This window comes from Streptomyces tubercidicus (genome assembly GCF_027497495.1).
Classification (GTDB): domain Bacteria; phylum Actinomycetota; class Actinomycetes; order Streptomycetales; family Streptomycetaceae; genus Streptomyces; species Streptomyces tubercidicus.
This window is the reverse complement of the sequence record NZ_CP114205.1, coordinates 334,499-355,587: the sequence shown is the minus strand read 5'-3', so window position 1 is coordinate 355,587 and position 21,089 is coordinate 334,499. Positions and strand designations below refer to the sequence as shown.

The 21,089-nt window shown below is 70.7% G+C and carries 20 protein-coding genes; 9 read left to right on the top strand and 11 right to left on the bottom strand.

All coding sequences use genetic code 11. The annotated features are described in order from the left end of the window. Nucleotides 1-165 precede the first annotated feature (165 nt). Complete coding sequence (locus tag STRTU_RS01545; protein ID WP_269777303.1) at nt 166-429, top strand: hypothetical protein; 264 nt, start codon at nt 166-168, stop codon at nt 427-429. Between the two features lie 96 nt (nt 430-525). Here the strand turns inward: STRTU_RS01545 and STRTU_RS01540 are convergent, their stop codons facing one another. Further along, entirely contained in the window at nt 526-1,041 is a 516-nt protein-coding gene (locus tag STRTU_RS01540) for a MarR family winged helix-turn-helix transcriptional regulator (RefSeq protein WP_269777302.1), read from the bottom strand. 52 nt (nt 1,042-1,093) lie between these two features. Here STRTU_RS01540 and STRTU_RS01535 point away from each other — a divergent pair, with 52 nt between their 5' ends. Further along, nucleotides 1,094-1,777 carry a TIGR03086 family metal-binding protein gene (locus STRTU_RS01535; RefSeq protein WP_269777301.1) on the top strand — a complete coding sequence of 228 codons (684 nt, stop codon included), beginning with the start codon at nt 1,094-1,096 and terminating at the stop codon, nt 1,775-1,777. Here STRTU_RS01535 and STRTU_RS01530 read toward each other — a convergent pair. Beyond that, nucleotides 1,767-2,594, bottom strand: a complete 828-nt coding sequence (locus STRTU_RS01530) for an alpha/beta fold hydrolase (protein WP_269777300.1) — start codon at nt 2,592-2,594, stop codon at nt 1,767-1,769. The two genes, STRTU_RS01535 and STRTU_RS01530, sit on opposite strands and share 11 nt — an antisense overlap. Before the next feature lie 362 nt (nt 2,595-2,956). On the opposite strand from STRTU_RS01530, the gene STRTU_RS01525 reads away from it, so the two are divergent. Then, entirely contained in the window at nt 2,957-4,231 is a 1,275-nt protein-coding gene (locus tag STRTU_RS01525; protein ID WP_269777298.1) for a cytochrome P450, read from the top strand. Here STRTU_RS01525 and STRTU_RS01520 read toward each other — a convergent pair. The 6 genes from STRTU_RS01520 to STRTU_RS01495 form a co-directional block, all read right to left on the bottom strand. After that, the gene (locus STRTU_RS01520) at nt 4,191-4,583 is read right to left on the bottom strand and encodes a DUF6578 domain-containing protein (RefSeq protein ID WP_269777297.1); all 393 of its coding nucleotides are present in this window, start codon (nt 4,581-4,583) and stop codon (nt 4,191-4,193) included. The two genes, STRTU_RS01525 and STRTU_RS01520, sit on opposite strands and share 41 nt — an antisense overlap. Nucleotides 4,584-4,636: 53 nt before the next feature. After that, nucleotides 4,637-5,836 (bottom strand): MFS transporter, encoded by a 1,200-nt coding sequence (locus STRTU_RS01515; protein ID WP_269777296.1) that lies wholly within the window; start codon nt 5,834-5,836, stop codon nt 4,637-4,639. A 173-nt stretch (nt 5,837-6,009) separates the two neighbouring features. After that, nucleotides 6,010-7,806 carry a M4 family metallopeptidase gene (locus tag STRTU_RS01510; RefSeq protein WP_269777295.1) on the bottom strand — a complete coding sequence of 599 codons (1,797 nt, stop codon included), beginning with the start codon at nt 7,804-7,806 and terminating at the stop codon, nt 6,010-6,012. 464 nt (nt 7,807-8,270) lie between these two features. After that, a complete protein-coding gene (locus STRTU_RS01505; protein WP_269777293.1) occupies nt 8,271-8,561 on the bottom strand; it encodes a hypothetical protein in 291 nt (96 codons plus the stop codon). Nucleotides 8,562-8,782: 221 nt separating this feature from the next. Next, entirely contained in the window at nt 8,783-9,034 is a 252-nt protein-coding gene (locus STRTU_RS01500) for a hypothetical protein (protein ID WP_269777292.1), read from the bottom strand. Between the two features lie 170 nt (nt 9,035-9,204). Then, nucleotides 9,205-10,332 carry a PP2C family protein-serine/threonine phosphatase gene (locus STRTU_RS01495; RefSeq protein WP_269777291.1) on the bottom strand — a complete coding sequence of 376 codons (1,128 nt, stop codon included), beginning with the start codon at nt 10,330-10,332 and terminating at the stop codon, nt 9,205-9,207. 203 nt (nt 10,333-10,535) lie between these two features. Between STRTU_RS01495 and STRTU_RS01490 the strand changes: the two genes are divergently transcribed. Both STRTU_RS01490 and STRTU_RS01485 read left to right on the top strand, forming a co-directional pair. Then, complete coding sequence (locus STRTU_RS01490; protein WP_269777290.1) at nt 10,536-11,459, top strand: DMT family transporter; 924 nt, start codon at nt 10,536-10,538, stop codon at nt 11,457-11,459. A gap of 42 nt (nt 11,460-11,501) precedes the next feature. Beyond that, nucleotides 11,502-11,612: a hypothetical protein gene (locus STRTU_RS01485; protein ID WP_336298738.1), complete on the top strand. Its 111-nt coding sequence runs from the start codon at nt 11,502-11,504 to the stop codon at nt 11,610-11,612. On the opposite strand, the gene STRTU_RS01480 is transcribed toward STRTU_RS01485, so the two are convergent. Further along, nucleotides 11,596-11,988 (bottom strand): PPOX class F420-dependent oxidoreductase, encoded by a 393-nt coding sequence (locus STRTU_RS01480; protein WP_269777289.1) that lies wholly within the window; start codon nt 11,986-11,988, stop codon nt 11,596-11,598. The two genes, STRTU_RS01485 and STRTU_RS01480, sit on opposite strands and share 17 nt — an antisense overlap. A 255-nt stretch (nt 11,989-12,243) precedes the next feature. Here STRTU_RS01480 and STRTU_RS01475 point away from each other — a divergent pair, with 255 nt between their 5' ends. From STRTU_RS01475 to STRTU_RS01465, 3 genes are all read left to right on the top strand, one after another. Then, the gene (locus STRTU_RS01475; RefSeq protein WP_269777288.1) at nt 12,244-12,795 is read left to right on the top strand and encodes a MarR family winged helix-turn-helix transcriptional regulator; all 552 of its coding nucleotides are present in this window, start codon (nt 12,244-12,246) and stop codon (nt 12,793-12,795) included. Then, a complete protein-coding gene (locus tag STRTU_RS01470) occupies nt 12,792-15,401 on the top strand; it encodes an MFS transporter (RefSeq protein WP_269777287.1) in 2,610 nt (869 codons plus the stop codon). The genes STRTU_RS01475 and STRTU_RS01470 overlap by 4 nt, the downstream gene beginning before the upstream one ends. A 139-nt stretch (nt 15,402-15,540) precedes the next feature. Continuing rightward, nucleotides 15,541-17,001: an SDR family NAD(P)-dependent oxidoreductase gene (locus STRTU_RS01465; RefSeq protein WP_269777286.1), complete on the top strand. Its 1,461-nt coding sequence runs from the start codon at nt 15,541-15,543 to the stop codon at nt 16,999-17,001. Nucleotides 17,002-17,067: 66 nt separating this feature from the next. On the opposite strand, the gene STRTU_RS01460 is transcribed toward STRTU_RS01465, so the two are convergent. Continuing rightward, nucleotides 17,068-19,098 (bottom strand): M3 family metallopeptidase, encoded by a 2,031-nt coding sequence (locus STRTU_RS01460; protein ID WP_269777285.1) that lies wholly within the window; start codon nt 19,096-19,098, stop codon nt 17,068-17,070. A gap of 168 nt (nt 19,099-19,266) precedes the next feature. On the opposite strand from STRTU_RS01460, the gene STRTU_RS01455 reads away from it, so the two are divergent. Further along, complete coding sequence (locus STRTU_RS01455) at nt 19,267-19,701, top strand: CBS domain-containing protein (protein WP_269777284.1); 435 nt, start codon at nt 19,267-19,269, stop codon at nt 19,699-19,701. A 291-nt stretch (nt 19,702-19,992) separates the two neighbouring features. Here the strand turns inward: STRTU_RS01455 and STRTU_RS01450 are convergent, their stop codons facing one another. Further along, entirely contained in the window at nt 19,993-20,682 is a 690-nt protein-coding gene (locus STRTU_RS01450) for a LysM peptidoglycan-binding domain-containing protein (RefSeq protein WP_269777283.1), read from the bottom strand. Nucleotides 20,683-21,089 lie beyond the last annotated feature (407 nt).

The following is a 21,089-nucleotide window of genomic DNA, read 5'->3' as shown; positions in this document are numbered from 1 at the left end:
TCGCGGTGACGGAGGGCGCGAGGGAGAGGGCATGAGAGGCAGGGTTCGCGGGTTGATCAATTACTCCAACTCGCCCAATTCATGACGTGTCGGGTTTTGGTGGGTTCCGTGAAGGTGAATCCTGCAAAGGTCGATATACCCCTTTGATCCTCTCGAGGAGCAGACATGCGCATCCGCGCCGCGATCGCAGCCAGCGCCCTGGCCACCACCATCGTCATGGGCGGTGCGAGCGCCGCCCTGGCCTGCAACATGGGCAAGGAGCACAAGGACCGTCATCACCACCACCACTACAAGCACCACCACGGCCACGGCCACCACGCGTCCTGCTGGCTCTCCGCGGGTGTGCTCCACCACGTCGGCCCGGTCTTCAGCGAGGGCTGCGAGCGGGATGGCTGGGGCTGGGGTGGCGACGACGGTCGCCGTCGCTGATCAGCTAGCTCTTCCAGCCGGTGCCGGCCGATGTGACCCACGGGTCCGTTCGGCCGGCACCGGTCGTATGTCCGGGCCGCCCTCCGACCCTGGGGATCAGGCCCGGGCCGAACCCCGACCGGCACGCGCCGTGCCCGGCTTCCGTCCGGTCAGCTCCGGCAGTCCGGACAGGGTGTGCAGCGCCCGCAGGAAGACGGTGCGATCGGCGGCCGGCAGCTGGGCGAGCAGTCGTTCCTCGCCTTCCTGGATCGCGGCTTGGGTCGCATCCCGCAGCCGCCGCCCCTCGGCGGTAAGGGACAGCAGGCGCACCCGGCGGTCCTCCGGATCCGGCTGACGACGAATCAGCTCCCGGCTCTCCAGGTCGTCCAGGACGGCGATGATGCGGGTCTTGTCCGCCCGGATGGCCTCGGCCAGCGCCGCCTGTGTACGGATCGGCGTCTCGTCGAGATACAGCAGGACCGAGTAGGCCCACATCGTCAGGCCGTGTGCGTCGAGGACCGGCTGCTCGGCCGCCATCAGCGCACGGCCCAGGGGAACGACCATCGCCGCCAGGTCAGGACGGGCCGGCCGCCCTCCGGATGTGGTGCCCCTGTCGGCTGCGTTCTCGGCCATGGTCAAGAAAATACCCGTTGACAATTCGTATGCCTGAGCTGATCGTAAGCACATGCCTATGAATTCGCGCGACGCTTCCGCAGCGCACCCCGACTTCGCCCGGCTCCGGCGGCTCCATGCCCAGGCGGTCCGGGACAGCGTGACCCTGATCCGGCGGGTGACCCCGGGCGATCTGTCCCGGCCGACGCCCTGCTCGGCATGGGCACTGGCGGATCTGCTCGCCCATATGACGGCCCAGCATCACGGCTTCGGGGCGGCAGCGCGGGGAGCGGGACACGAACCGGCGCACTGGTCGGTCCGGCCGCTCGGCGCGGATCCCGTCGGGCAGTACACCGCCGCGGCCGAGCACGTCATCGCCGCCTTCGCGGCCGTGGAGCGTCCGGACCGCCCGTTCGCCCTCCCCGAATTCAGCGCCACCCGGACCTTCCCCGCCGCCCGCGCGATCGGCTTCCACCTCATCGACTACGTGGTGCACAGCTGGGACGTCGCCCGCACCCTGGGCCTCGCGTACACCCCGTCCGCCGAACTCCTGCGGGCCGCCCTGCCGGTGGCCCGCGCCGTCCCGGACGACGACTCCCGGCTCGCCCCGGGCAGCGCCTTCCGGCCGGGACTGACCGCGGACGAGGAAGCGGGCAACCTGGAGCAGATCCTGACGGCTCTCGGCCGTTCACCGCACTGGCGCGGCCCGGAGCAGGGGCCGGGGGTGTCAACTGGCCGGACACCTCTCAGCTCTTGAGGAACTCCAGCAGGTCGGCGTGGAAGTCATCCTTGTACGAGCCGACCGCCGTCAGGCCGTGCGGGGCACCCGGGTAGACCTTGAGTGTGGCGTTCGGCGCCACCTTCACGGCCTTCTTTCCGGCGGCCACGATGGGCACGATCTGGTCGTCGTCGCCCTGGATGATGAGGGTCGGGATATCGAACCTCTTGAGATCCTCGGTGAAATCGGTCTCCGAGAACTGCTTGATGCAGTCGAACGCCCCCTTCAGCCCCACCTGCATGCTCCACATCCAGAACGCGTCGCGGACGCCCTGGGAGACGGCGGCCCCGGACCGGTTGGCACCGTAGAAGGACTCACTGAGGTCCTGGTAGAACTGCGACCGGTCACCGGCGACACCGGCACGGAGCCCGTCGAAGACCTCGCGCGGCAGGCCCTCCGGGTTCGCCTCGGTCTTGAGCATCAGCGGCGGGACCGCGCTCAGCAGCAGCGCCTTGGCCACCCGGCCGGTGCCATGACGGCCGATGTAGCGGGCCACCTCACCGCCACCGGTGGAGTGCCCGACCAGCACCGCCTCCCGCAGGTCCAGGGCCTCCATCAGCTGCGCCAGATCGTCCGCGTAGGTGTCCATGTCGTTGCCCTGCCACGGCTGCCCGGAGCGGCCGTGGCCACGGCGGTCGTGCGCGATGGCCCGGTACCCGTGGGCGGCGACCAGGTTCATCTGGTCGTCCCAGACATCGGCATTGAGCGGCCAGCCGTGGCTGAACACGACCGGGCGGCCGGTTCCCCAGTCCTTGTAGAAGATCTCCGTGCCGTCGGTCGTGGTGATGGTGCCCATGAGGTGGTCGGTCCTTTTCTGTAGTTCACCGGCGTACGAAACGCGGGCCGTGGGGGCGGGCGGGGCCGGGGAGTGGCTGGAGAGGTCGGGGTGCTGGCTCCAGCGTTTCCGGCCGCCGCCGGGAGGGCGTGCCCGGAGAGGCAGGGGAGTGAGGGCGGTCGTCCATCCGGGTGGGGAGCGGCTGTGGCGCGCGCCGGAGAGGTGCGGCCGGGCCGTGTGGGAGGAGCCGCGTGGGCGGTGCGGGCGGAACCGCGTGGGCGGAGGCGCTCTGGACGGGCACGCGGCCGCGCCTTAGCGTCAACCGGCGACCGTGCACACCGTACGAGCCCCATATCTCCGCTCAGGGAAGCCGAGGACGTGTGGTGACCACTCTCCCGCAGCCGCCTGACATCCTGTCGCCGGAATTCGCCGCGGACCCCTACCCCGGGTACCGCATCCTGCGTGCGCACTACCCGCTGTTTCACGACCCTGGTACCGACAGCTTTCTGCTCTCGCGGTACGAGGACGTGGCGCGGGCCTTCCGTGATCCGGTGTTCACCACCGACAACTACGCATGGCAGCTCGAACCGGCCCACGGCGGCCGGACCCTTCCCCAGATGAGCGGGCGCGAGCACTCCGTACGCCGGGCCCTGGTGGCCCCCGCCTTCCGGGGGCGGGAGCTGCGGGAGAAGTTCCTGCCGGTCATCGAGCGCAATGCGCGGGAGCTGATCGACGCCTTCCGTGACGCGGCGGAGACCGATCTCGTGGCGAGCTTCGCGACCCGCTTCCCCATCAACGTGATCGTCGACATGCTCGGGCTGGACCGGGCCGATCACGACCGCTTCCACGGCTGGTACGTATCCGCCGTCGGCTTCCTGGCCAATCTGGCGCAGGACCCCGAAGTCGCGGAGGCCGGGCTGCGGGCCGGCCGGGAACTGTCCGCCTACCTGCTCCCGATCATCCATGAACGGCGGGCCAACCCCAGCGACGACCTGCTCTCCACGCTCTGCACCGCCGAGGTCGAGGGCACCCGGATGAGCGATCGGGACATCACGTCGTTCGTCAGCCTGCTGCTCTCGGCCGGCGGTGAAACCACGGACAAGGCCCTCGCCGCCATGTTCCGCAATCTGCTTGCCCATCCTGACCAGTTGGCCGCCGTACGCGCCGACCGTTCGCTGATACCCGTGGCTTTCGCCGAAACCCTGCGCTTCACCCCGCCGGTCCAGATGCTCATGCGTCAGACCGCCGCCGAGGTGACGCTCAGCGGCGGCACCGTCCCCGCGGGCGCCACCGTCACCTGCCTGATCGGCTCCGCGAACCGCGACGAGCGTCAGTACGCCCGGCCGGACACCTTCGATGTCCTGCGCGGCGATCTGACACCCGCCACCGCCTTCAGCGCCGCCGCCGATCATGTCGCCTTCGGCCTCGGCAGGCACTTCTGTGTGGGCGCTCTCCTGGCCAACGCCGAGGTGCAGGTCGCCGCTGGTCAGCTGCTTGACGCGTTCCCCGCGATGGACTTCGCGGAGGGCGCGGCGCCCGCCGACGCGGGGGTGTTCACGCGTGGGCCGGAGCAATTACGGGTCCGGCTGGTGCCGGGGGAGGATGCCCCCGACGGGCTCATTCCCCGGACACCTCAACCTCCGCGAGATAGCCGATGAACTCGCGATTCTCACGGTTGGGTGTCCAGCCGTCCGCGGACGTCATGGTGGTGAGAATTCCGGTGTCCGGGACCGGATACAGCGTTCCGGTGGGGCTGCCGGGGCGTGGTGCGAACCGGCAGTGCACCGCGCTGATGGCGGTGACCGTGGCGACCGTGGGGGTGGCACCCTTCGGGGCCCCGAGATGCCGGTCCTCGGCGGCGTCCACCGTGTCGGCGAGCTCGGCGCCGAGGACGTTCGTCAGCCACTCGTCCTTGGGGTCGATCAGTGTCCACGACACCTCTGAGCCGATGCTGAACGGATCGCCACAGCACTGCATTTGCCAGTCGTCGAGCCAGACCTTGAGCTTCATACCGCGATTCTGCCGGGGGAGTCGGGCCGCCCGCAGCGGTTTCCCGGCTGCGGTCAGTCCTCGTCGGCCGGTGGGTGTCGCAGTACGTAGAGGCCGACGGCGACGGCGAGCACGATGACACAGGCCGAGAAGATCAGGCCCGCGCCGCGCAGGCCGAGCGCCAGGGTGAGCGCACCGACCCCGACCACCGGCAGCGAGATGCCGAGATAGGCGACGAGGAAGAAGGACGAGATGGTGCCGCCACGGTGCTCGGGCGGTGCCGCGCGGCCCACGGCGGTCAGCCCGGCCCGGAACGCCAGGCCCTGGCCGACGCCACCGCACAGCGCGCCGATGACCAGGATCGGCAGGGAGGTCACGGCCAGCGAGGTGGCCACCAGCACCAGGCCGACCACCAGCACCAGACAGCCGCCCGGCAGCGCCCGGCGTACGCCGATCCGTTCCGTCAGGGACTGTCCAACGGTGGAGCCCAGGAACACCGTGAAGACGACCGATCCGGCCACGGCCAGATTGCGCACCCCGAGCGTCTCGTGGAGGAAGCTCGGCGTGACCGCGGTGAACAGCCCCAGGAGGGAGAAACCGGCGAACGCGGCGACGGCCGCGGGGGTGAAGACGCCCCGTACTTCGGGCGGAAGCCGCAGGCCCTGGGGCCGCAGCCGCCGGAGGCGGTGCGGCGGGCCGACGGTCTCCGGCAGGAACCAGGTCACCCCGGCCGCCCCGGCCACCAGGAGGAGGTGCACCAGGAAGGGCAGGACCAGCGGCCAGGGCGCGTACTGGGCGAGCAGCCCCGACAGCAGCGGGCCGCAGCCGAGGCCGCCCATGTTCGCGGCGGTGGCGGCGAAACCCGCATGCGCTTCCTGGCCGGGCCTGGCGAGCTCCAGTACGGCCGCCGTGGCGGCGCCGCTGAACAGCCCGGCCGCGAAACCGGACAGCACCCGTCCCAGCAGCAGCATCGGCAGCCCGCCCTCGAACACGAAGCACAGCGCGCTCGCCGCCGACAGTCCCAGCGCGCACAGCAACACCGGCCGCCGGCCCACCTCGTCGGAGACCTGGCCGGCGAGGAGCAGCACGGTGATCACCCCGAGGGCGTACACGGCGAAGACCACGGTCACCATCAGCTCGGAGAACCCGAGCTGTGTGCGGTAGAGCCCGTACAGCGGGGTGGGCAGTGTCGTCCCGGCCATGCCGACGGCGAACACGGCGGCCGCCGCCGGATAGCCGAGCCGCCGGGTCCCGCTCGCGCGATCGGTGATCATGGCCTCAACGTAGGCTTCCGCCGGCACCCCGTCGAGGACCACTGGAGGGACTCGGGGCCGGGAAAACGGACGAGCGTGGTGCTCCCATGGTCGGCGGGGGCACCACGCTGTGTCAGATCCGGTCAGGTCCGGTCAGATCAAGTCCGGTCTAGTCCGGTCTGGTCCGGTCCGGGTCAGTGCTTGGAGGGCGTGTTGGACGCCTTCACATTCACGGCCGCCCAGGCCCTGTCCACCGTCTTGTACTCGGTGCTCTTGGCGCCGTACAGGTCCTTGGCCGCGCGCAGCGTCGCGGTCCGGGCGTCGTGGAAGTCGGTCGTGGAGACCATGTACCGGGTGAGCGCCCGGTAGAAGATCGCCGTCGCCTTGGTCCGGCCGATGCCGGTCACCTTGGAGCCGTCGTGGGTGGGGGAGTTGTACGCGACCCCGCCGATGGTCTTCTTCCCGCTGCCCTCGGCGAGCAGGTAGTAGGCGTGCGAGGAGACGCCGGAGCCGGCGTGCACCTCGGTGTCGTAGGACGCCTTCGACCAGTAGTCGACCGTGCCTTCGAGCTTGTCGAGGGACGGCTTGTCCAGACGGCGCAGGAACTTCTGCTCCAGGCCGAGCTTCTCGCCCATCAGGTAATTCGGCGGGTTCTTCGGGTTGTTGGTCGAGAACTCGACCGCGCTGCCGAAGATGTCCGCCAGCGACTCGTTGAGCGAGCCGGGCTCGCCGAACTGGTTGCCCTCGATGTCCACCCGGGTGGGCTGGAGGTTGGCGGTCGCGTCGACGACGCCGTGCGAGAGCTCATGGCCGGTGACGTCCAGCACGACCAGCGGCTTGGCGAACGTCTTGCCGTCGCCGTCGCCGTAGAGCATGCAGCCGCAGTCGGGCGACCAGAAGGCGTTGCCGACCTTGTTGCCGAAGTGCACCAGGGCGCGCGCCCCGCGGCCGTCGTTCTTGATGCCCTTGCGGCCAAAGGTCTTCTTGTAGAAGTCCAGGGTGCTGGCGACGCCGTACTGGGCGTCGACGGCGGCGCTGGCCCGGTTGCTCGTGGTGCCGTTGCCCCAGCGGTTGGTGGTGCTGGTGAACGGCTTGCCGCTGCTGAACTTCTCCAGTTCCTTGTCGCCGGCGTCCCGGGTCTCGGTGTTGCCGCGGGTGGAGTCCTTGAGGACGTAGGACTTCTGCCCGGTCCGGGTGGTGGACAGCGGCACATTGCCGACGAAGAAGGACGCGCCGGTGCCCTTGGCCGCGGCCGGGTAGCCGGGCTTCGCCGCCTTCTCCATGGTGGGCGCGGCGGGTGTGGACAGCCCCGTCGCGGGGTTGAGCCGCTCGCCGCGCTCGCGCAGCTTGCGCTGGAGAGCGGGTGACAGGAACGAGTCGTCGGCCTGCACATTGCTGAGCACCTTGCCGGTCGCCGCGTCGAGGACGACCGTACGGGCGCCACCGGACTCGGCGGTACCGCTGTCGGACACCTGCACCTGATAGGCCAGCGCCGTGCGGCCGTTGCGGGCGTCCACGACCAGTTCGGCGTCGCCTGCCTGGCCCTTGGCCACGGAGGCGGCCTTCGTCCGGGCCTCGCCGGCCGACAACTTCGGGTCCTTGCCGGTCATATCGACCTGGTGGCGGTACGCCCGGGTCACGCCCTCGTACGCCGACTTGGCCGTCAGGTGGACGACGAGATCGCCGCCGAGCACCGGCATTCCGCGGTGGGTCCGTATGAAGCGGACGTGCTGCCGGCCGTCGGGGTCGACGAGCGTGTCGGTGGCTTCGAGGGTGTCCTTCTTGCCGACTCCGGTGGCCGCTGCGTGTGCGTAGGCGGCGGCACGTGCCGTGTCAACGACCTTCTGCAGAGCGGGAGTTGAGGAGGAGGCGACCGGCGAGGCCGGCGGGGTCGCGGAGGCACTGCCCGCCACACCCGCGGTCAGGGTGGCGGCCGTCGTCACGGCGACGGCGATGGCCAGGCGGCGCCTGCGTATGTGGGGTCTACGCACTGATAGGGGTCCTTAGCGCTGCGGGGGCGGTCGGCTGGCCAACCGCCCGTACGCGCGGTGCTGTTGTGCACCACGGGGGCCGCGGGGCCCCGCGCAAACCCTGGTATGCCTGGCATGGGCATGTAAAGCGAAATGATCAGTAATCGAGATTCATGGGCGGAATTTAACAATTGATCAGCTTTAAGTAGTCAGCAGGTGACCAATTGTGGTCCATCTGAGGAGACATGCGGTGGCGCGAAATGGTTGCCCGGAAGGCGAGCGGAATCGCGAACTGCTAAGGGGGCAGGTTCGCGCGCCTCAATCGGCCGTCATCGCGAGCCCGTTGGGAGGGGGTGGAGGCGCTGCCGGAGTGGTGTCACGGCGCGGCCGTCCGGACCGGGGCAGCTCGTCGCGGGCGGGGTCGGGGCGCACCGGGATGCGGGCCGACCGGCCCAGGGTGGTGCCCTGGCTAGAGGGGGGATCCCCTAGTGGCGAAAGAGCTCCTCCAGGGAGGCGCCGGCTCGTTCTCCGCCGCGTGCGGCTTCGACGACGGCCTGGTGGAAGGTGCGGCTGGCCTCTTCGGAATCGCAGGGGACGGGGCTGCCGGCCATGGTGTACCAGTCCGATGCCCCGGTGTACTGCACAGCTACATGGGCCAGGTTCTCCGACCAGGTCGTGTGAATGGTCAGGTCACCGTTGATCACGCCGATCTCCGCGGTGTGCACCGCGCCGGGTAGGGCGTGAATCCCCACAGTGGTCCAAGATGCCCAGGTCATGATGTTCCCCTCGGCGACAAGGGCCCCGGCCGGCCGCCGGGCGCGGTGCCTCAAGTTTGGCACTAGAGGTGCGGCAGCGCACCGCATGCGGTGCCACGGATTCCGCTTGGCCCAGGAGACGGGGCGTGATCAAACAGTCGGTGACCGTACGGCGGTCAGCCGGTGACCGCGCGGCAGTCAGTCGGTGACCGTACAGCGGTCGGCCGGTGACCGTACGGGAGTCAGTCGATGACCGTATGGAAGAAGGTGACGGCGGCACCGAAGGCGGCGCCGCCGACGAGGGTGGCGGAGGCCGGGGTGCCACCGTTGAAGAAGGTGAGGACGCCGGCGCCGATGGCGGTGAGGGCGCCAAGGAGGAAAATGACGGCGGCGCGCTGACTCAGCAGGGTTGATCTGTTGTCGGACACATCAACTCCGATCTGCGCGGGAGCGACGGATCGCTCGGTGCGGATGCTGATGCTCTGACTGATCATCTCATCTTCCACCCCGGATTCCCGGCAGCACACGACGCAATTCCCAAAGGGGCCGGGAAAAGCCGCAAGGTGGCGGCGGGGGAGGGGTGATGACGGGGGTTTATGGCGGGTGCCGGTCGGCGTGGGCCGGTTGCGTCCGCGAAGGGGTGTCGGCCGGGCTCGGTCGCCGGTCAGCGGGTGGGGCGGCTGATCACCGTGCGCGGGGTCCGCTTTCGGCCCTCCATCTGGCGGGTGAGGGCGAGGACCGCCATGTCGTCGTCGCGCGGGCCGCCGGTCCAGTGCTCGACGTCCCGTACCAAGCGGTCGATCACATCCTGGGGCCCCCGGAACGGGCCGTGGCCCGCCAGCTCCGTCGCGGGATCGTAGAACCGCCCGGTACGGTCCCTGGCCTCCGTCACACCATCGGTGACCAGCAGAAGTGTGCTGCCCACCGGGAACGGCCGGTCGGCGGTGAGGGGCCGTTCCACCTCCAGCGTGCCCATACCGAGCGGAAGCCCCGGATCACCGGTGTCCAGGGCGCGCACCTCGTCGTCGTGGCAGAGGTAGGGCAGGGGGTGTCCGCAGTTCAGCAGGCGCAGTCCCGCGGCCCCGGGGAGGACCTCGCAGAGCAGAGCCGTGATGAAGCCCTCCAGTCGGTCCTCCTCGGAGGTGTGCTCGCTCTCCCGCAGCAGGGCGCGCTCCATCCGGTCGGCCAGCGTCGCGAGATCCGGCTCCTCCTCGGCCGCCTCACGGAAGGCGCCCAGCAGCACGGACACCGCGCTCACCGCGCCCAGTCCCTTGCCGCGCACATCGGCGATCAGCAGCCGGACGCCGAACGGGGTCCGCTGGACGGCATAGGCGTCGCCGCCGATCCGGGCCTCGCTCTGTGCGGCCTGGTAGCGGGCGGCGATGGCCAGCGGCCCGATGCGTTCCGGAGGTGCGGGCAGCACGGCACGCTGGGCGGCCTCCGCCACCGTGCGCACCACGTCCAGATGGCGTCCGTAACGGGCGACCACCCGGTTGACGCCGACCCCCATGAGCGCGGCGAAGAGCGTATTGATGAGCTCCAGATAGCCCACGAGGTCGCCGGCGGTGCCGTCCTTGACCGTCAGTGCGAAGACCCCGCAGATGATGGCGGCGCCGATCAGGAGGGTGTGCCGCAGGGAGAGCAGCGCACCGGCCGACACGCTGGCCGCCGTCAGCATCGGGTCGCCCCAGTAGTCGGCCGGCGAGAACGCGTCCCAGACGAGCCCTGCGGCAACCAGGACGCTCGGAGCGAACTCGACGTATCGGGGCCATCGGGGGGCGAGGGAGGGCATAGGCATTCCTGACCAGCTGTTCATGTCGGCTAGCAGGAATATGCCTGTTTTGCGATCTTTTATACCGGTTGCCTCCGGTGCCCGTGTCGTCAGGCCGTCCCCACGGCCGCCGGATAGCGTCGAAGACCGGTACAGCGCCGCCCCGCCGCCGCCCGGACACCGGGCTCGACCCGGTGTCCGGGCGGCCGATGAGGAGGTGGGCCGTGACCACGTGGCCGGCCGTACTGTTCGCGGTGCTCGCGGCGGCCAGCAATGCGCTGGCCACGGTCCTGCAGCGGCGTGCCGCCCGTACGGTTCCGCTGTCCGCCGGACTGCGCCTGGGGCTGCTCGTCGATCTGCTGCACCGCGCCGTCTGGCTCGGCGGGATGCTCGCGGTCGTCGCCGCGGCCTGCTTCCAGGCGCTGGCGCTGTCCCAGGGGGCGCTGTCGGTGGTGCAGCCGCTCTTCGTCCTCGAACTGCCCCTCGCCCTGCTCATCGGACGGGTCCTCCTCGGCGGACGGATCCCCCGCTCCGGCTGGATCGGTGTGGGGCTGCTCGTCGTCGGTCTCGGCTCCGCCCTCGCCGCCGCCGCGCCCACCATCGGCACCACCCACGCCCCCTTCGACCGCTGGCTGCCCGCGCTGGTGGTCTGCTCCGCGGTGATCGTCACGGCGGTCGGTGCCGCGCTCCGCCGCGGCGCGGGCGGCGTACGGGCCGCCTGCTTCGCCGCGGCGACCGCGGTCGGGTACGCCCTCACCGCGGCCATGCTGAAGGACGCCACCCACGCCTGGCAGACCGGCGGCCCCGCCGCGTTCTTCAGCACCTGGCAGACCTACGGCTTCGCCCTCACCGGCGTACTGGCCATCTTCCTGCTGGAGAACGCCATGCAGTCGGGCCCGCTGACCGCCTCGCAGCCGGTCCTCACGCTCGGGGACGCGCTGGTCAGCCTGTCGCTGGGCGTCACCCTGTACGACGAGCGGGTACGGACCGGCTGGTGGCTGCTGCCCGAGGCGATCGGCGTCGGACTGGTCCTGTGGGGCGCCGTGCTGCTCTCCCGCGTCGCCCTGGCCCGGGATCTGACCGGGGCTCAGGACAAGGTGCCGGCAGCCGTCCACGACGGTGCGGAGCCCGGACCGGCGGACAGCTGAGCGCCGCCGCGCGACGACTGGCGGCTGTGGCAGGAACTGTGGGTGCGGGCCCTGCGCGACGAGACCGCCCAGCAGCTCGCCGTCGACCTCTACGGCCAGCTGCGCACCTGGATCAGCGAGGCCATCCGGCGGGGCCTTACCCCGTGCCGCTGATGCTCTGCGGTTCGATGACGAAGAGGACGCGTTCCTCGTCGCGGCCGCCGTACCAGGGGTAGGGCTTGCCGAGGTACTTCTGGGCGAGCTGCTCGATGTGTTCGACCGCGCCCTCGGTTGTGGTTTCGATGACCCGGCCCCGTACCTGGAAGTAGCGGGCGGGGTGGTCCGGGTCGGAGACCGCGACGGCCACGCGGGGGTCCCGTGCGATGTTCCGGGTTTTCACATGGCTGCGGACGCTGTTGATCAGCACATGGGTGCCGTCGGTGTCGACCCAGGTCTCGGTCAACTGCGGGGAACCGTCGGGCATCGAGGTGGCCAGAAAGCAGAGGCTCGGGCGGCGGAGCAGCGCGAGAAGTTCAGAGGGAAGGTGCACAACGGTCTCCCGGTCGGCGGGGCGGCGGTCTGTCCGGTTTCCGTACGCGGCTGGGTGGGCGTCCGCCGCTCGTGGGGGGCGTGCGGAGCATATCTGGGCCGGTCCGGTGCCTCCGCACCCCCCATCCCTGCGCCTGTGACCCGGTGTTGGGCGGTGCGGAGCAGCGGATTCCAGCCGCTATGCTTGCTGGATACAAGCAAGGTGTCCCACAAGGTATCCCATGGGCCGCCAACATCACCGCGAAGGATCACGACGATGAGTAAGGGCACCGTCCATGCCTGCGATGAGGCGGCCCCGCAGGTCACCGCCTCCTCGGGGCTGGATGAGGCGGCCGCCGGGCTGGGGACGGAGATCGTCCGCTTCTCCCGGCTGATCGCGGCCTGGAAGCAGCGCGCCAAGAACGACGGCGGCGCCGCAGACCGGGTGCTGCTGGCCAGGCTGGTGGTCGGCGGGGACCAGCGGGCGACCGATCTGGCCGCCGACGCGTTCCTCGATCTGTCGACCGTCAGCCGGCAGGTGCGCTCGCTGGTGGAGCGGGGCCTGGTGACCCGCCGCCCCGATCCGGAGGACCGTCGCGGGTCGTTGCTGGCTGCGACGGAGACGGGGCGGGCCGCGTTCGCGCACTACCGCAGTCAGCGTGACGCGGAACTGGCCGCGCTCCTGGAGCCGTGGTCGCCCCAGGACCGGGCCGACCTGATCCGGCTGCTCGGCCGTCTCAACGAGGACATGGCAGAACGACAACACACACGGCTGGGTCCCGGGGGAGACCAGGGCGCCACCGTGGAGCAGGGAGACATACGTACATGAGCACTGCCACCTCCCCGCCCGGGGCGGGAACCGGGGAGATACCCGGACCAGGAGTCCTGAGTCACCGTCAGATACTCACCATCCTCAGCGGTTTGATGCTGGGGATGTTCCTCGCCGCGCTCGACCAGACCATCGTCAGCACCTCGATCCGGACCATCTCCGACGATCTGCACGGCCTCAGCCAGCAGGCCTGGGCGACCACCGCCTATCTGATCACCTCGACGATCTCCACACCGCTCTACGGCAAGCTCTCCGACCTGTACGGCCGCAAGCCGTACTACCTGGCCGCGATCAGCATCTTCGTCGTGGGCTCGGTGCTGTGCACCTTCTCCACCTCGATGACCGAACTCGCCGCGTTCCGCGCGGTGCAGGGCCTGGGCGCCGGCGGTCTGATGTCGCTGGCGCTGGCGATCATCGGGGACATCGTCCCGCCCCGTGAACGCGCCCGCTACCAGGGCTACATGCTGGGCACCTTCGCCACCTCCAGTGTGGCCGGACCGCTGATCGGCGGTGCCCTCGCCGGGCAGGACCAGCTGCTGGGCATCACCGGCTGGCGCTGGGTCTTCCTGGTCAACGTGCCGATCGGGATCATCGCGCTGTTCGTGGTCGCCAAGGTCCTGAACATTCCGCACACCCGGCGCGATCACCGCATTGACTGGTGGGGCGCGCTCACCATCTCCGTCGGTGTGGTGCCGCTGCTGCTCGTCGCCGAGCAGGGCCGGGAGTGGGGCTGGGACTCCTCCCGGTCGATCGCCTGCTATGCGATCGGTGTCGTCGGCATCATCGCCTGGATCTTCGTCGAGCGGTGGATCGGCGATGACGCGCTGATCCCGATGCGGCTGTTCCGCAACGGCACCTTCAGCAAGACCAGTGTGCTGTCCGTGCTGATCGGTATGGGCATGTTCGGCGGGATGCTGATGATCCCGCAGTACCTCCAGATCGTGAAGGGCGCCAGCCCCACCACCTCGGGTCTGGAAATGCTGCCGCTGATGGCGGGGATGTTCATTGCCTCCATCGCGTCGGGCCAGATCACCGCCAAGACCGGTCGCTACAAGATCTTCCCGATCATCGGCACCGCGCTGATGATCGCGGCGATGCTGCTCTTCCACTTCCGGGTCCAGTGGGACACCCCGCTGTGGGAAACCATGGCCTACATGCTGGTCTTCGGCCTCGGCCTGGGCGGCTGTATGCAGACGCTGGTGCTGGCGGTGCAGAACGCGGTGCCGCCGCGCGACATGGGCGTGGCGACCGCCTCGTCCACGTTCTTCCGTCAGATGGGCGCCACCGCCGGTACCGCGATCTTCCTGTCCGTGCTGTTCAGCACGGTCGGTGAGAAGATCTCCGCGGCGTTCAAGGACGCGGCCGCCACCGAGCGCTTCCAGGCCGCGCTGCACGACCCCGCGGTGCTGCGCGACCCCGCGAACAAGCCCGTGCTGGACATGCTCAAGCACCCCGGCAACGCGGACTCCTCGGGCGTGCTCAGCGATTCCTCGTTCATCCAGCACCTCGACCCGCGGCTGGCCGAGCCGTTCAAGCGCGGCTTCGCGGACTCGATGCACACGGTCTTCCTCATGGGGGCGATCGTCGTCGCCCTGGCCTTCGTGCTGATGTGGTTCATCAAGGAGGTGCCGCTGCGGCAGATGTCCGGTCTCCAGGCCCGTGCGGAGGCCGAAGCGGAAGCCGGTGCCGCGGCCGATGCCGTGGCGGCGAACGGTGCCGACGACGCGGCGGTCACGCCGGTGCCGTCCGAGCCGTCCGAGCCGTCGGAGTCGGCAGCGTCCGAGCCGTCCGTGCCCGCCGCTGCCTCCGCGCCCCCCGCGAACCGTGGCATCGGTGCGACCGGGCCGGAGATCCGGGGAACCGTACGGGACGGCGACGGCCGCCCGGTGGACCGGGCCGCGGTCACCCTGATCAGCGTCGACGGCCGGCAGCTCGGCCGTACCTCGACCACGGCGGACGGCGGCTACGCCCTGCCCACGACGGGCGCCGGCAGCTATGTGCTGATCGGCTCCGCGGGGGCCCGGCAGCCGCAGGCCATGACCGTCGTGGTGGGCACCGAGCCGGTGGCGTTCGACCTGACCCTCGGCGGCGCGGCCGGTCTCGCGGGCGAGGTCCGAGAGGAGAAGGGCGACGAACCGGTGCCCGGCGCGCTCGTCGTGGCCACCGATGTCACCGGTGAGGTCGTGGCGTCGGGCGTGGCCGGCCAGGACGGCAGCTTCGCGTTCGGCGATCTGGCCCCCGGCAGCTACACCCTGGCCGTCAGCGCCGAGCGGCACCGCCCGTCCGCCCTCCAGGTGGAGGTCGGCACCGGCGACCGCAACTGGTACGAGGTCCGGCTGACGCACGGAGCCCAGGTCCGCGGCACCGTACGCACCGTGCACGGCAGCCCGGTGGACGACGCCCGGGTGACCCTGCTGGACCCGGCGGGCAACGTGGTGGGCACCGCCACCAGCGGTCAGGACGGTGCGTACGCCTTCACCGACCTCGACAGCGGCGAGTACACCGTGATCGCCAGCGGCTACCCGCCGGTGGCCACCCCACTGCGCCTGGAGGCCGCCGGAGACGGCGAGTTCGACATCGAGCTGGGACACGACCCGGTGCGGTGACGGCCCGCGGAAAGCGGCAGGACGAGGGCCCGGCGCGGGGGAGCGCCGGGCCCTCGGGTTTGGCGCCGCGGCCCCCGGCTACGTACAGTTCCGCCGAAGCTTGAATAGAACACACGATCCCAGGGAAACGGCAGCGGCGATGACGGTGACCGAAACAGGCCGGGCCGATGGCACGGGTATCGACTCGGAGCGGATGGCGGTCTGCCTGAGCGTGCTGGAGGAGCTCGACGCGCTGCCGGTCGACCACCCCGACGCGATCACCATACGGCGGGCCACCGCGGGCATCTACCGCAAGGTGAAGCAGCGGCGCCGACAGGAGCGCCGGGCCGCCAAGACCGCCAACGACAGGGCGGTGACCGCGGCCACCGCCACCGGAGCGCCCGACCGGATCGACGACGAGACACAGGGCCTGGCTCTCTCCAGTTCCGTGCACACGGAACTCGCCGGAATCCTGGAGCGGCCCCGGTCCTGCTACACCTGCAAGTCCCGCTATGTCGAGGTCGACGCCTTCTACCACCAGCTCTGCCAGCCCTGCGCCAAGGAGAACCGGGCCCGCCGCGACGCCCGCACGGACCTCTCCGGCCGCCGCGCCCTGCTCACCGGCGGCCGGGCCAAGATCGGCATGTATATCGCGCTCCGACTGCTGCGCGACGGCGCCCACACCACCATCACCACCCGCTTCCCGAGCGACGCCATCCGCCGGTTCAAGGCGATGCCGGACAGCGCGGAATGGCTGCACCGCCTGAAGATCGTCGGAATCGATCTCCGTGACCCGGCGCAGGTCATCGCGCTCGCCGACGAGGTGAGCGCCGAAGGCCCGCTCGACATCCTGATCAACAACGCCGCCCAGACCGTCCGCCGCTCTCCCGAGGCGTACGGACAGCTGATCGCCGCCGAGTCCGCCCCGCTGCCCGCCGGTGAGCTGCCCGCCTCCCGCGTCCTCGGTCACTTCGGCAGTGGCGCCCCCGCGGCTCTCCCCGCCGCCGCGGGCACTCCCGGCGCGCTGACCGCGGCCGACCTCACCGCCCTCGCCCTGACCACCGGCTCCGCCACGCCCGCCCGGATCGAGGCGGGTACCGCGATCGACGCCGGTGGGCTGGTACCGGATCTGCACGACACGAACAGCTGGATCCAGAAGGTGGACGAGGTCGATCCGGTCGAGCTGCTGGAAGTCCAGCTGTGCAATATGACCGCCCCGTTCCTGCTGGTGAGCAAGTTGCGCCCGGCGATGGCGGCGGCCCCGGCGCGCCGTAAGTACGTGGTGAACGTCTCGGCGATGGAGGGCCAGTTCAGCCGCGGCTACAAGGGCGCCGGCCACCCGCACACCAATATGGCCAAGGCGGCGCTGAACATGCTCACCCGCACCAGCGCGCGGGAAATGCTGGAGACCGACGGCATCCTGATGACCGCCGTGGACACCGGCTGGATCACCGACGAGCGACCGCACCCGGACAAGATGCGGCTGGCCGACGAGGGCTTCCACGCCCCGCTCGACCTGGTCGACGGCGCGGCCCGGGTCTACGACCCGATCGTCCGCGGCGAGCTGGGTGAGGATCTCTTCGGCTGCTTCCTGAAGGACTACGCGCCCGCGGACTGGTGATCTGGCCGGCCCGGTAAGGGCGGGCTGAGACCCCGAGGTGGCGCGGGGTCCCAGCCCCCGGCGCCCTCAGCCCGCCAGCCCGTGCCGTTCCAGCAGCGGCCCGATCTCCGCATCGCGTCCGACCACCGCGCGAAACGCCGCCAGCGGGTCCACGCTGCCGCCCCTGCTGAGGAGTTCGCGGCGGAAGATCTCACCGCTCTCCCGGATCGTCCGTCCGTTCTCCCGGAACCAGCGCACGGTGTCGGCGTCCAGCACCTCGGCCCAGCGGTAGCCGTAGTACCCCGCCGCGTAACCGTCGCTGAAGATATGGGCGAAGTAGCCGGTGCGGTAGCGCGGCGGGATCGCGGCCACCGCCAGCCCGTAGCGCTCCAGCGCGGCCGCCTCGAACGCCTCCGCCTCGTCCTCGCCCGGTACGTCGCCGTCCCCGGACAGGGTGTGCCAGGCCCAGTCCAGCACCGCGGCGGCCTGGTGCTCCACCATCCGGAAGCCCGCGCCGAAGTTCTCCGACTCGCGCAGCCGGGCGGGGAGTTCGGCCGGCATCGGCTCACCCGTGACGTGGTGCCGGGCGTAATGCGCCAGCACCTCGGGCCAGTCCGCCCACACCTCGTTCACCTGCGAGGGGAACTCCACGAAATCGCGGGGGACATGGGTGCCGGACAGCAGCGGGTAGCGGACATCGGAGAGCAGGCCGTGCAGCGCGTGCCCGAACTCATGGAACAGTGTGTTGACTTCGCGCCAGGTCAGCAGCACCGGCTCGCCCGCCGGAGGCTTGGCGACATTGAGGTTGTTGACCACCACCGGCCGCTGCCCGAGCAGCCGGGACTGCACCACCAGCGAGGCCATCCAGGCGCCGCCCCGCTTGGACTCACGGGCGTGGAAGTCGCCGATGTACAGGCCGAGCGGGCTGCCGTCGGCGTCCCGCACCTCGTAAATACGGGCGTCCGGGTGGTACGGGACCAGATCGGGGCGCGGGGTGAAGGTGAGGCCGTAGACCAGCCCGGCGGCGTGGAAGACACCGTCGTGCAGGACGGACTCCAGCTCCAGGTAGGGCCGCAGCGCCGCCGCGTCCAGGTCGAACCGCTCCTTGCGCACCCGCTCCGCGTAGAACTGCCAGTCCGCCGCGCGGATCTCCGCCACCCCGGCCGCCTCGGCCAGCGCCGCGCCCTCCCGCTCGGCGTTGGCCACCGCGGGCGCGACCAGCCGGCCCAGCAGCTCCTCGACGGCATCCGTGGTCCCGGCGGTCCGGTCCGCGACCGCCCAGGCGGCGTGGCTGGGGTAGCCGAGCAGCGCGGCACGCTCGGCGCGCAGCCTGGCCAGGGCGACCGCGACCGGACCGTTGCTGTCGGTGCCGCGCCCGAGGGAGGCGGTGAGCAGCCGCTCGCGCAGCGCGGGATCCTCCAGCGCGGCGAGTTCGGTCTGGGAGGAGAAGTTCTTCAGGACGAGCACGAACTTGCCGGGGTGCCCGAGCTCCCGCGCCTGCTCGGCGGCGGCCGCGATCCGGTCCGCGGACAGACCGGCGAGCTCCTCGGCACGGTCCAGCACCAGCGCGGCGGCCGCGGTGGCGGCGCGCAGGTTCTGCCCGAACTCGGTACCCAGGGCGGCGATTTCGGCATTCAGCTCGCGCAGCCGCCGCTGCTGCTCGGGGGCGAGCCGCGCCCCGGCCCGTACCCGGTCGGTGTGATGCCGTTCCAGCAGCCGCAGTTGCTCCCCGTCCAGCCCCAGCCGCTCGCGCTGCTCGTACAGCGCGTCCAGCCGGCCGAACAGGGCGGGGTCGAGCAGCAGCATGTCGGCATGGGCGGCCAGCCGCGGCGTGATCTCGACTTCCAGCGCCTGGACTTCCTCGTCGGTGTCCGACTGCGCCTTGTTGAAGAACACCCGGCACACCCGGCCCAGCACCGCACCGCTGCGCTCCAGCGCCTCCACGGTGTTCTCGAAGGTCGCCGGCTCGGCAGCGGCACCGATCGCCGCCACCTCGGCCAGCTGGTCGGCCATTCCACGGGTGAACGCGGGCAGGAAGTGATCGTTCCTGATCCGTGCGAAAGGCGGCAGTTCGTACGGCAGATCACTCGGCTCGAAGAAAGGATTCGACGTCGTCACGGACCGACACTACGCCCGGAGACGGCGCCGGGTCCGGCAGTCGCCCCAGGAAGCGGACCGGCCCGCCGAGGCCGTAGGCGCCGGGGCCGTTCCGGTGAGCGTCGCCGGTCCATCCGTGATGTGATCGAAGGCGAGGCATGCAAGCACACTCCTGAGACAGGAGGAATCATGGCCACCAAGTTGCGAGCCCGCGACATCATGTCCGGCGGAGCGCACTGTGTGGGTGCACACGAGTCCTTGCACGACGCGGCGAAGATGATGCGGGATCTGGACGTCGGCTGCCTGCCCATCTGCGGTGACAACAACCGGCTGATGGGCCTTATCACCGATCGTGACATCGTCGTCGCCTGCTGTGCGGAGGGGATCGATCCGGCGACGGTGCAGGCCGGTTCGATGGGCGGGACGCTGCACTGGATCGACGCGGACGCGGACGCCAGTGCGGTCCTGCAGACCATGGAGCAGCACCACATCAAGCGGCTGCCGGTGATCGATGTCAAGGGCGGCCACCGTCTGGTGGGAATGATCACCGAGGCCAACCTCGCCAAGAACCTCAGCGACGCGGAGATCGCGGAGTTCGCCAACAAGGTGTACGCGACGGCGTAGAGCGAGTCCGCAACGTCCCGTCGTCGCGCGGCGGAAGCGGTGCCGGCTGCCGGTGCCGGGCTCGCGCACGCGTGACCGCGGCCCGCTCGTCCGCCAGGGACGGTCCGCCCGCGGCGCCGCGGACGGACCGTCCCCTCACTTCACTCCCGGCGGTGGATCACCACGGCGCCGTCACCGCCCGTTCCCACGATGGCCGGTCCCCTCCGGCGGGCCACCGCGTGGTGCGGGGCGGAGTTTCCACGGAATTCCCATGGACCGCGCCATGCGCCGGCCGGGAATTCCGGAAGGCGCTCAGCGGGCGCCGGAGTGCGGCACGGCAAGTCGTGTGCCGGGGAAAATCAGATTCGGATTCGTCCCGATCACCCGCCGGTTCAGCCGGTAGAATTCCTGCCAGCCAAAGCCGTGTGCATACGCGATACCGCTCACGGTGTCCCCGGCGTTGACGACGATCGAGCCGCCGGTACTCCTATGGCGCCCCAGTTTGTGGCGCTTCTCATGGGACTGCGGATGCCGGACCCGGTCCCGGGGTGAGGGAGCGGTGTGCCGCTGCGGCGCGGGGCGGGCCGCGGTGCTCCGCGGAGTGCGGTGCACGGTGGCTGAGTTGAGCCCCAGCGAGGCCGAGCAGGCCGGCCAGGCGCCCCAGCCCTGACGGGCCAGTACCCGCTCCGCCACCTGGATCTGCTGCGCCCGGGTCGCCCGCGCCGCCCGGGACGCATAGGCGCCGCCGCCGAACGAATGCCAGGTGGAGTGGGCGAACTGCAGCCCTCCGGAGAAGCCGTTCCCCGTGTCGCTGCGCCAGTTACCGCCGCTTTCGCAGCCGGCGAGGCGGTCCCAGGCCCCGCTCCGGGCCTCGGCGGGCTGCTCGGTGGCCAGGTTCAGCGCAGCGGCCGCCAGCAGGACGGCCGCTGCCGTGATGCCCCGTGCCCCAAAGCCCCGGAATTCACTCCGGGCCGTCGATTCCGATACCTGAGGAAATTGCATGCCTTTACTCCCGTCGCTCGCCGCGCAGTTGCCTGGCAGCCATTCAGGAAACCTGGCGCCTACGCGGCGTATCGCGTTCGAATGGTGCTCGAACTGCGATTTCCGCGCGGCGCCATGAATTCGACGGGGAAGAGACAACCACGGCCCGAGTTGTTATCGGCAGAGCGCGCGGTAGCGCCGCCGCGGACCGGCCTGCCCCCTTGCCGCCGGTGCGCGGCCTGTGCCTGCAGACGGCACACCTGTTCAGACGGGCAGGGGCGCACCCCTCCGGCCGTAGGCGCATGGCCTCCTGGAGTACGGCGATCACCTGCTCGGCCGGGGGGTGTCCGCCGAGCGCAACCGGCGCACTCGATGCACGCGCTGCGCAGGTACGCATGCACCGCGCACGGTCCCGGCCGGTGTCACGG

Bases quoted from the DNA above. Each gene is read 5' to 3' on its own strand.
- STRTU_RS01455 (WP_269777284.1), top strand. From the start codon at position 19,267: ATGGCCACCAAGTTGCGAGCCCGCGACATCATGTCCGGCGGAGCGCAC.
- STRTU_RS01465 (WP_269777286.1), top strand. From the start codon at position 15,541: ATGACGGTGACCGAAACAGGCCGGGCCGATGGCACGGGTATCGACTCG.
- STRTU_RS01495 (WP_269777291.1), bottom strand. From the start codon at position 10,332: ATGCCCTCCCTCGCCCCCCGATGGCCCCGATACGTCGAGTTCGCTCCG.
- STRTU_RS01475 (WP_269777288.1), top strand. From the start codon at position 12,244: ATGAGTAAGGGCACCGTCCATGCCTGCGATGAGGCGGCCCCGCAGGTC.
- STRTU_RS01530 (WP_269777300.1), bottom strand. From the start codon at position 2,594: ATGGGCACCATCACCACGACCGACGGCACGGAGATCTTCTACAAGGAC.
- STRTU_RS01450 (WP_269777283.1), bottom strand. From the start codon at position 20,682: ATGCAATTTCCTCAGGTATCGGAATCGACGGCCCGGAGTGAATTCCGG.
- STRTU_RS01515 (WP_269777296.1), bottom strand. From the start codon at position 5,836: ATGATCACCGATCGCGCGAGCGGGACCCGGCGGCTCGGCTATCCGGCG.
- STRTU_RS01500 (WP_269777292.1), bottom strand. From the start codon at position 9,034: ATGATCAGTCAGAGCATCAGCATCCGCACCGAGCGATCCGTCGCTCCC.
- STRTU_RS01520 (WP_269777297.1), bottom strand. From the start codon at position 4,583: ATGAAGCTCAAGGTCTGGCTCGACGACTGGCAAATGCAGTGCTGTGGC.
- STRTU_RS01505 (WP_269777293.1), bottom strand. From the start codon at position 8,561: ATGACCTGGGCATCTTGGACCACTGTGGGGATTCACGCCCTACCCGGC.
- STRTU_RS01545 (WP_269777303.1), top strand. From the start codon at position 166: ATGCGCATCCGCGCCGCGATCGCAGCCAGCGCCCTGGCCACCACCATC.
- STRTU_RS01470 (WP_269777287.1), top strand. From the start codon at position 12,792: ATGAGCACTGCCACCTCCCCGCCCGGGGCGGGAACCGGGGAGATACCC.
- STRTU_RS01535 (WP_269777301.1), top strand. From the start codon at position 1,094: ATGCCTATGAATTCGCGCGACGCTTCCGCAGCGCACCCCGACTTCGCC.
- STRTU_RS01540 (WP_269777302.1), bottom strand. From the start codon at position 1,041: ATGGCCGAGAACGCAGCCGACAGGGGCACCACATCCGGAGGGCGGCCG.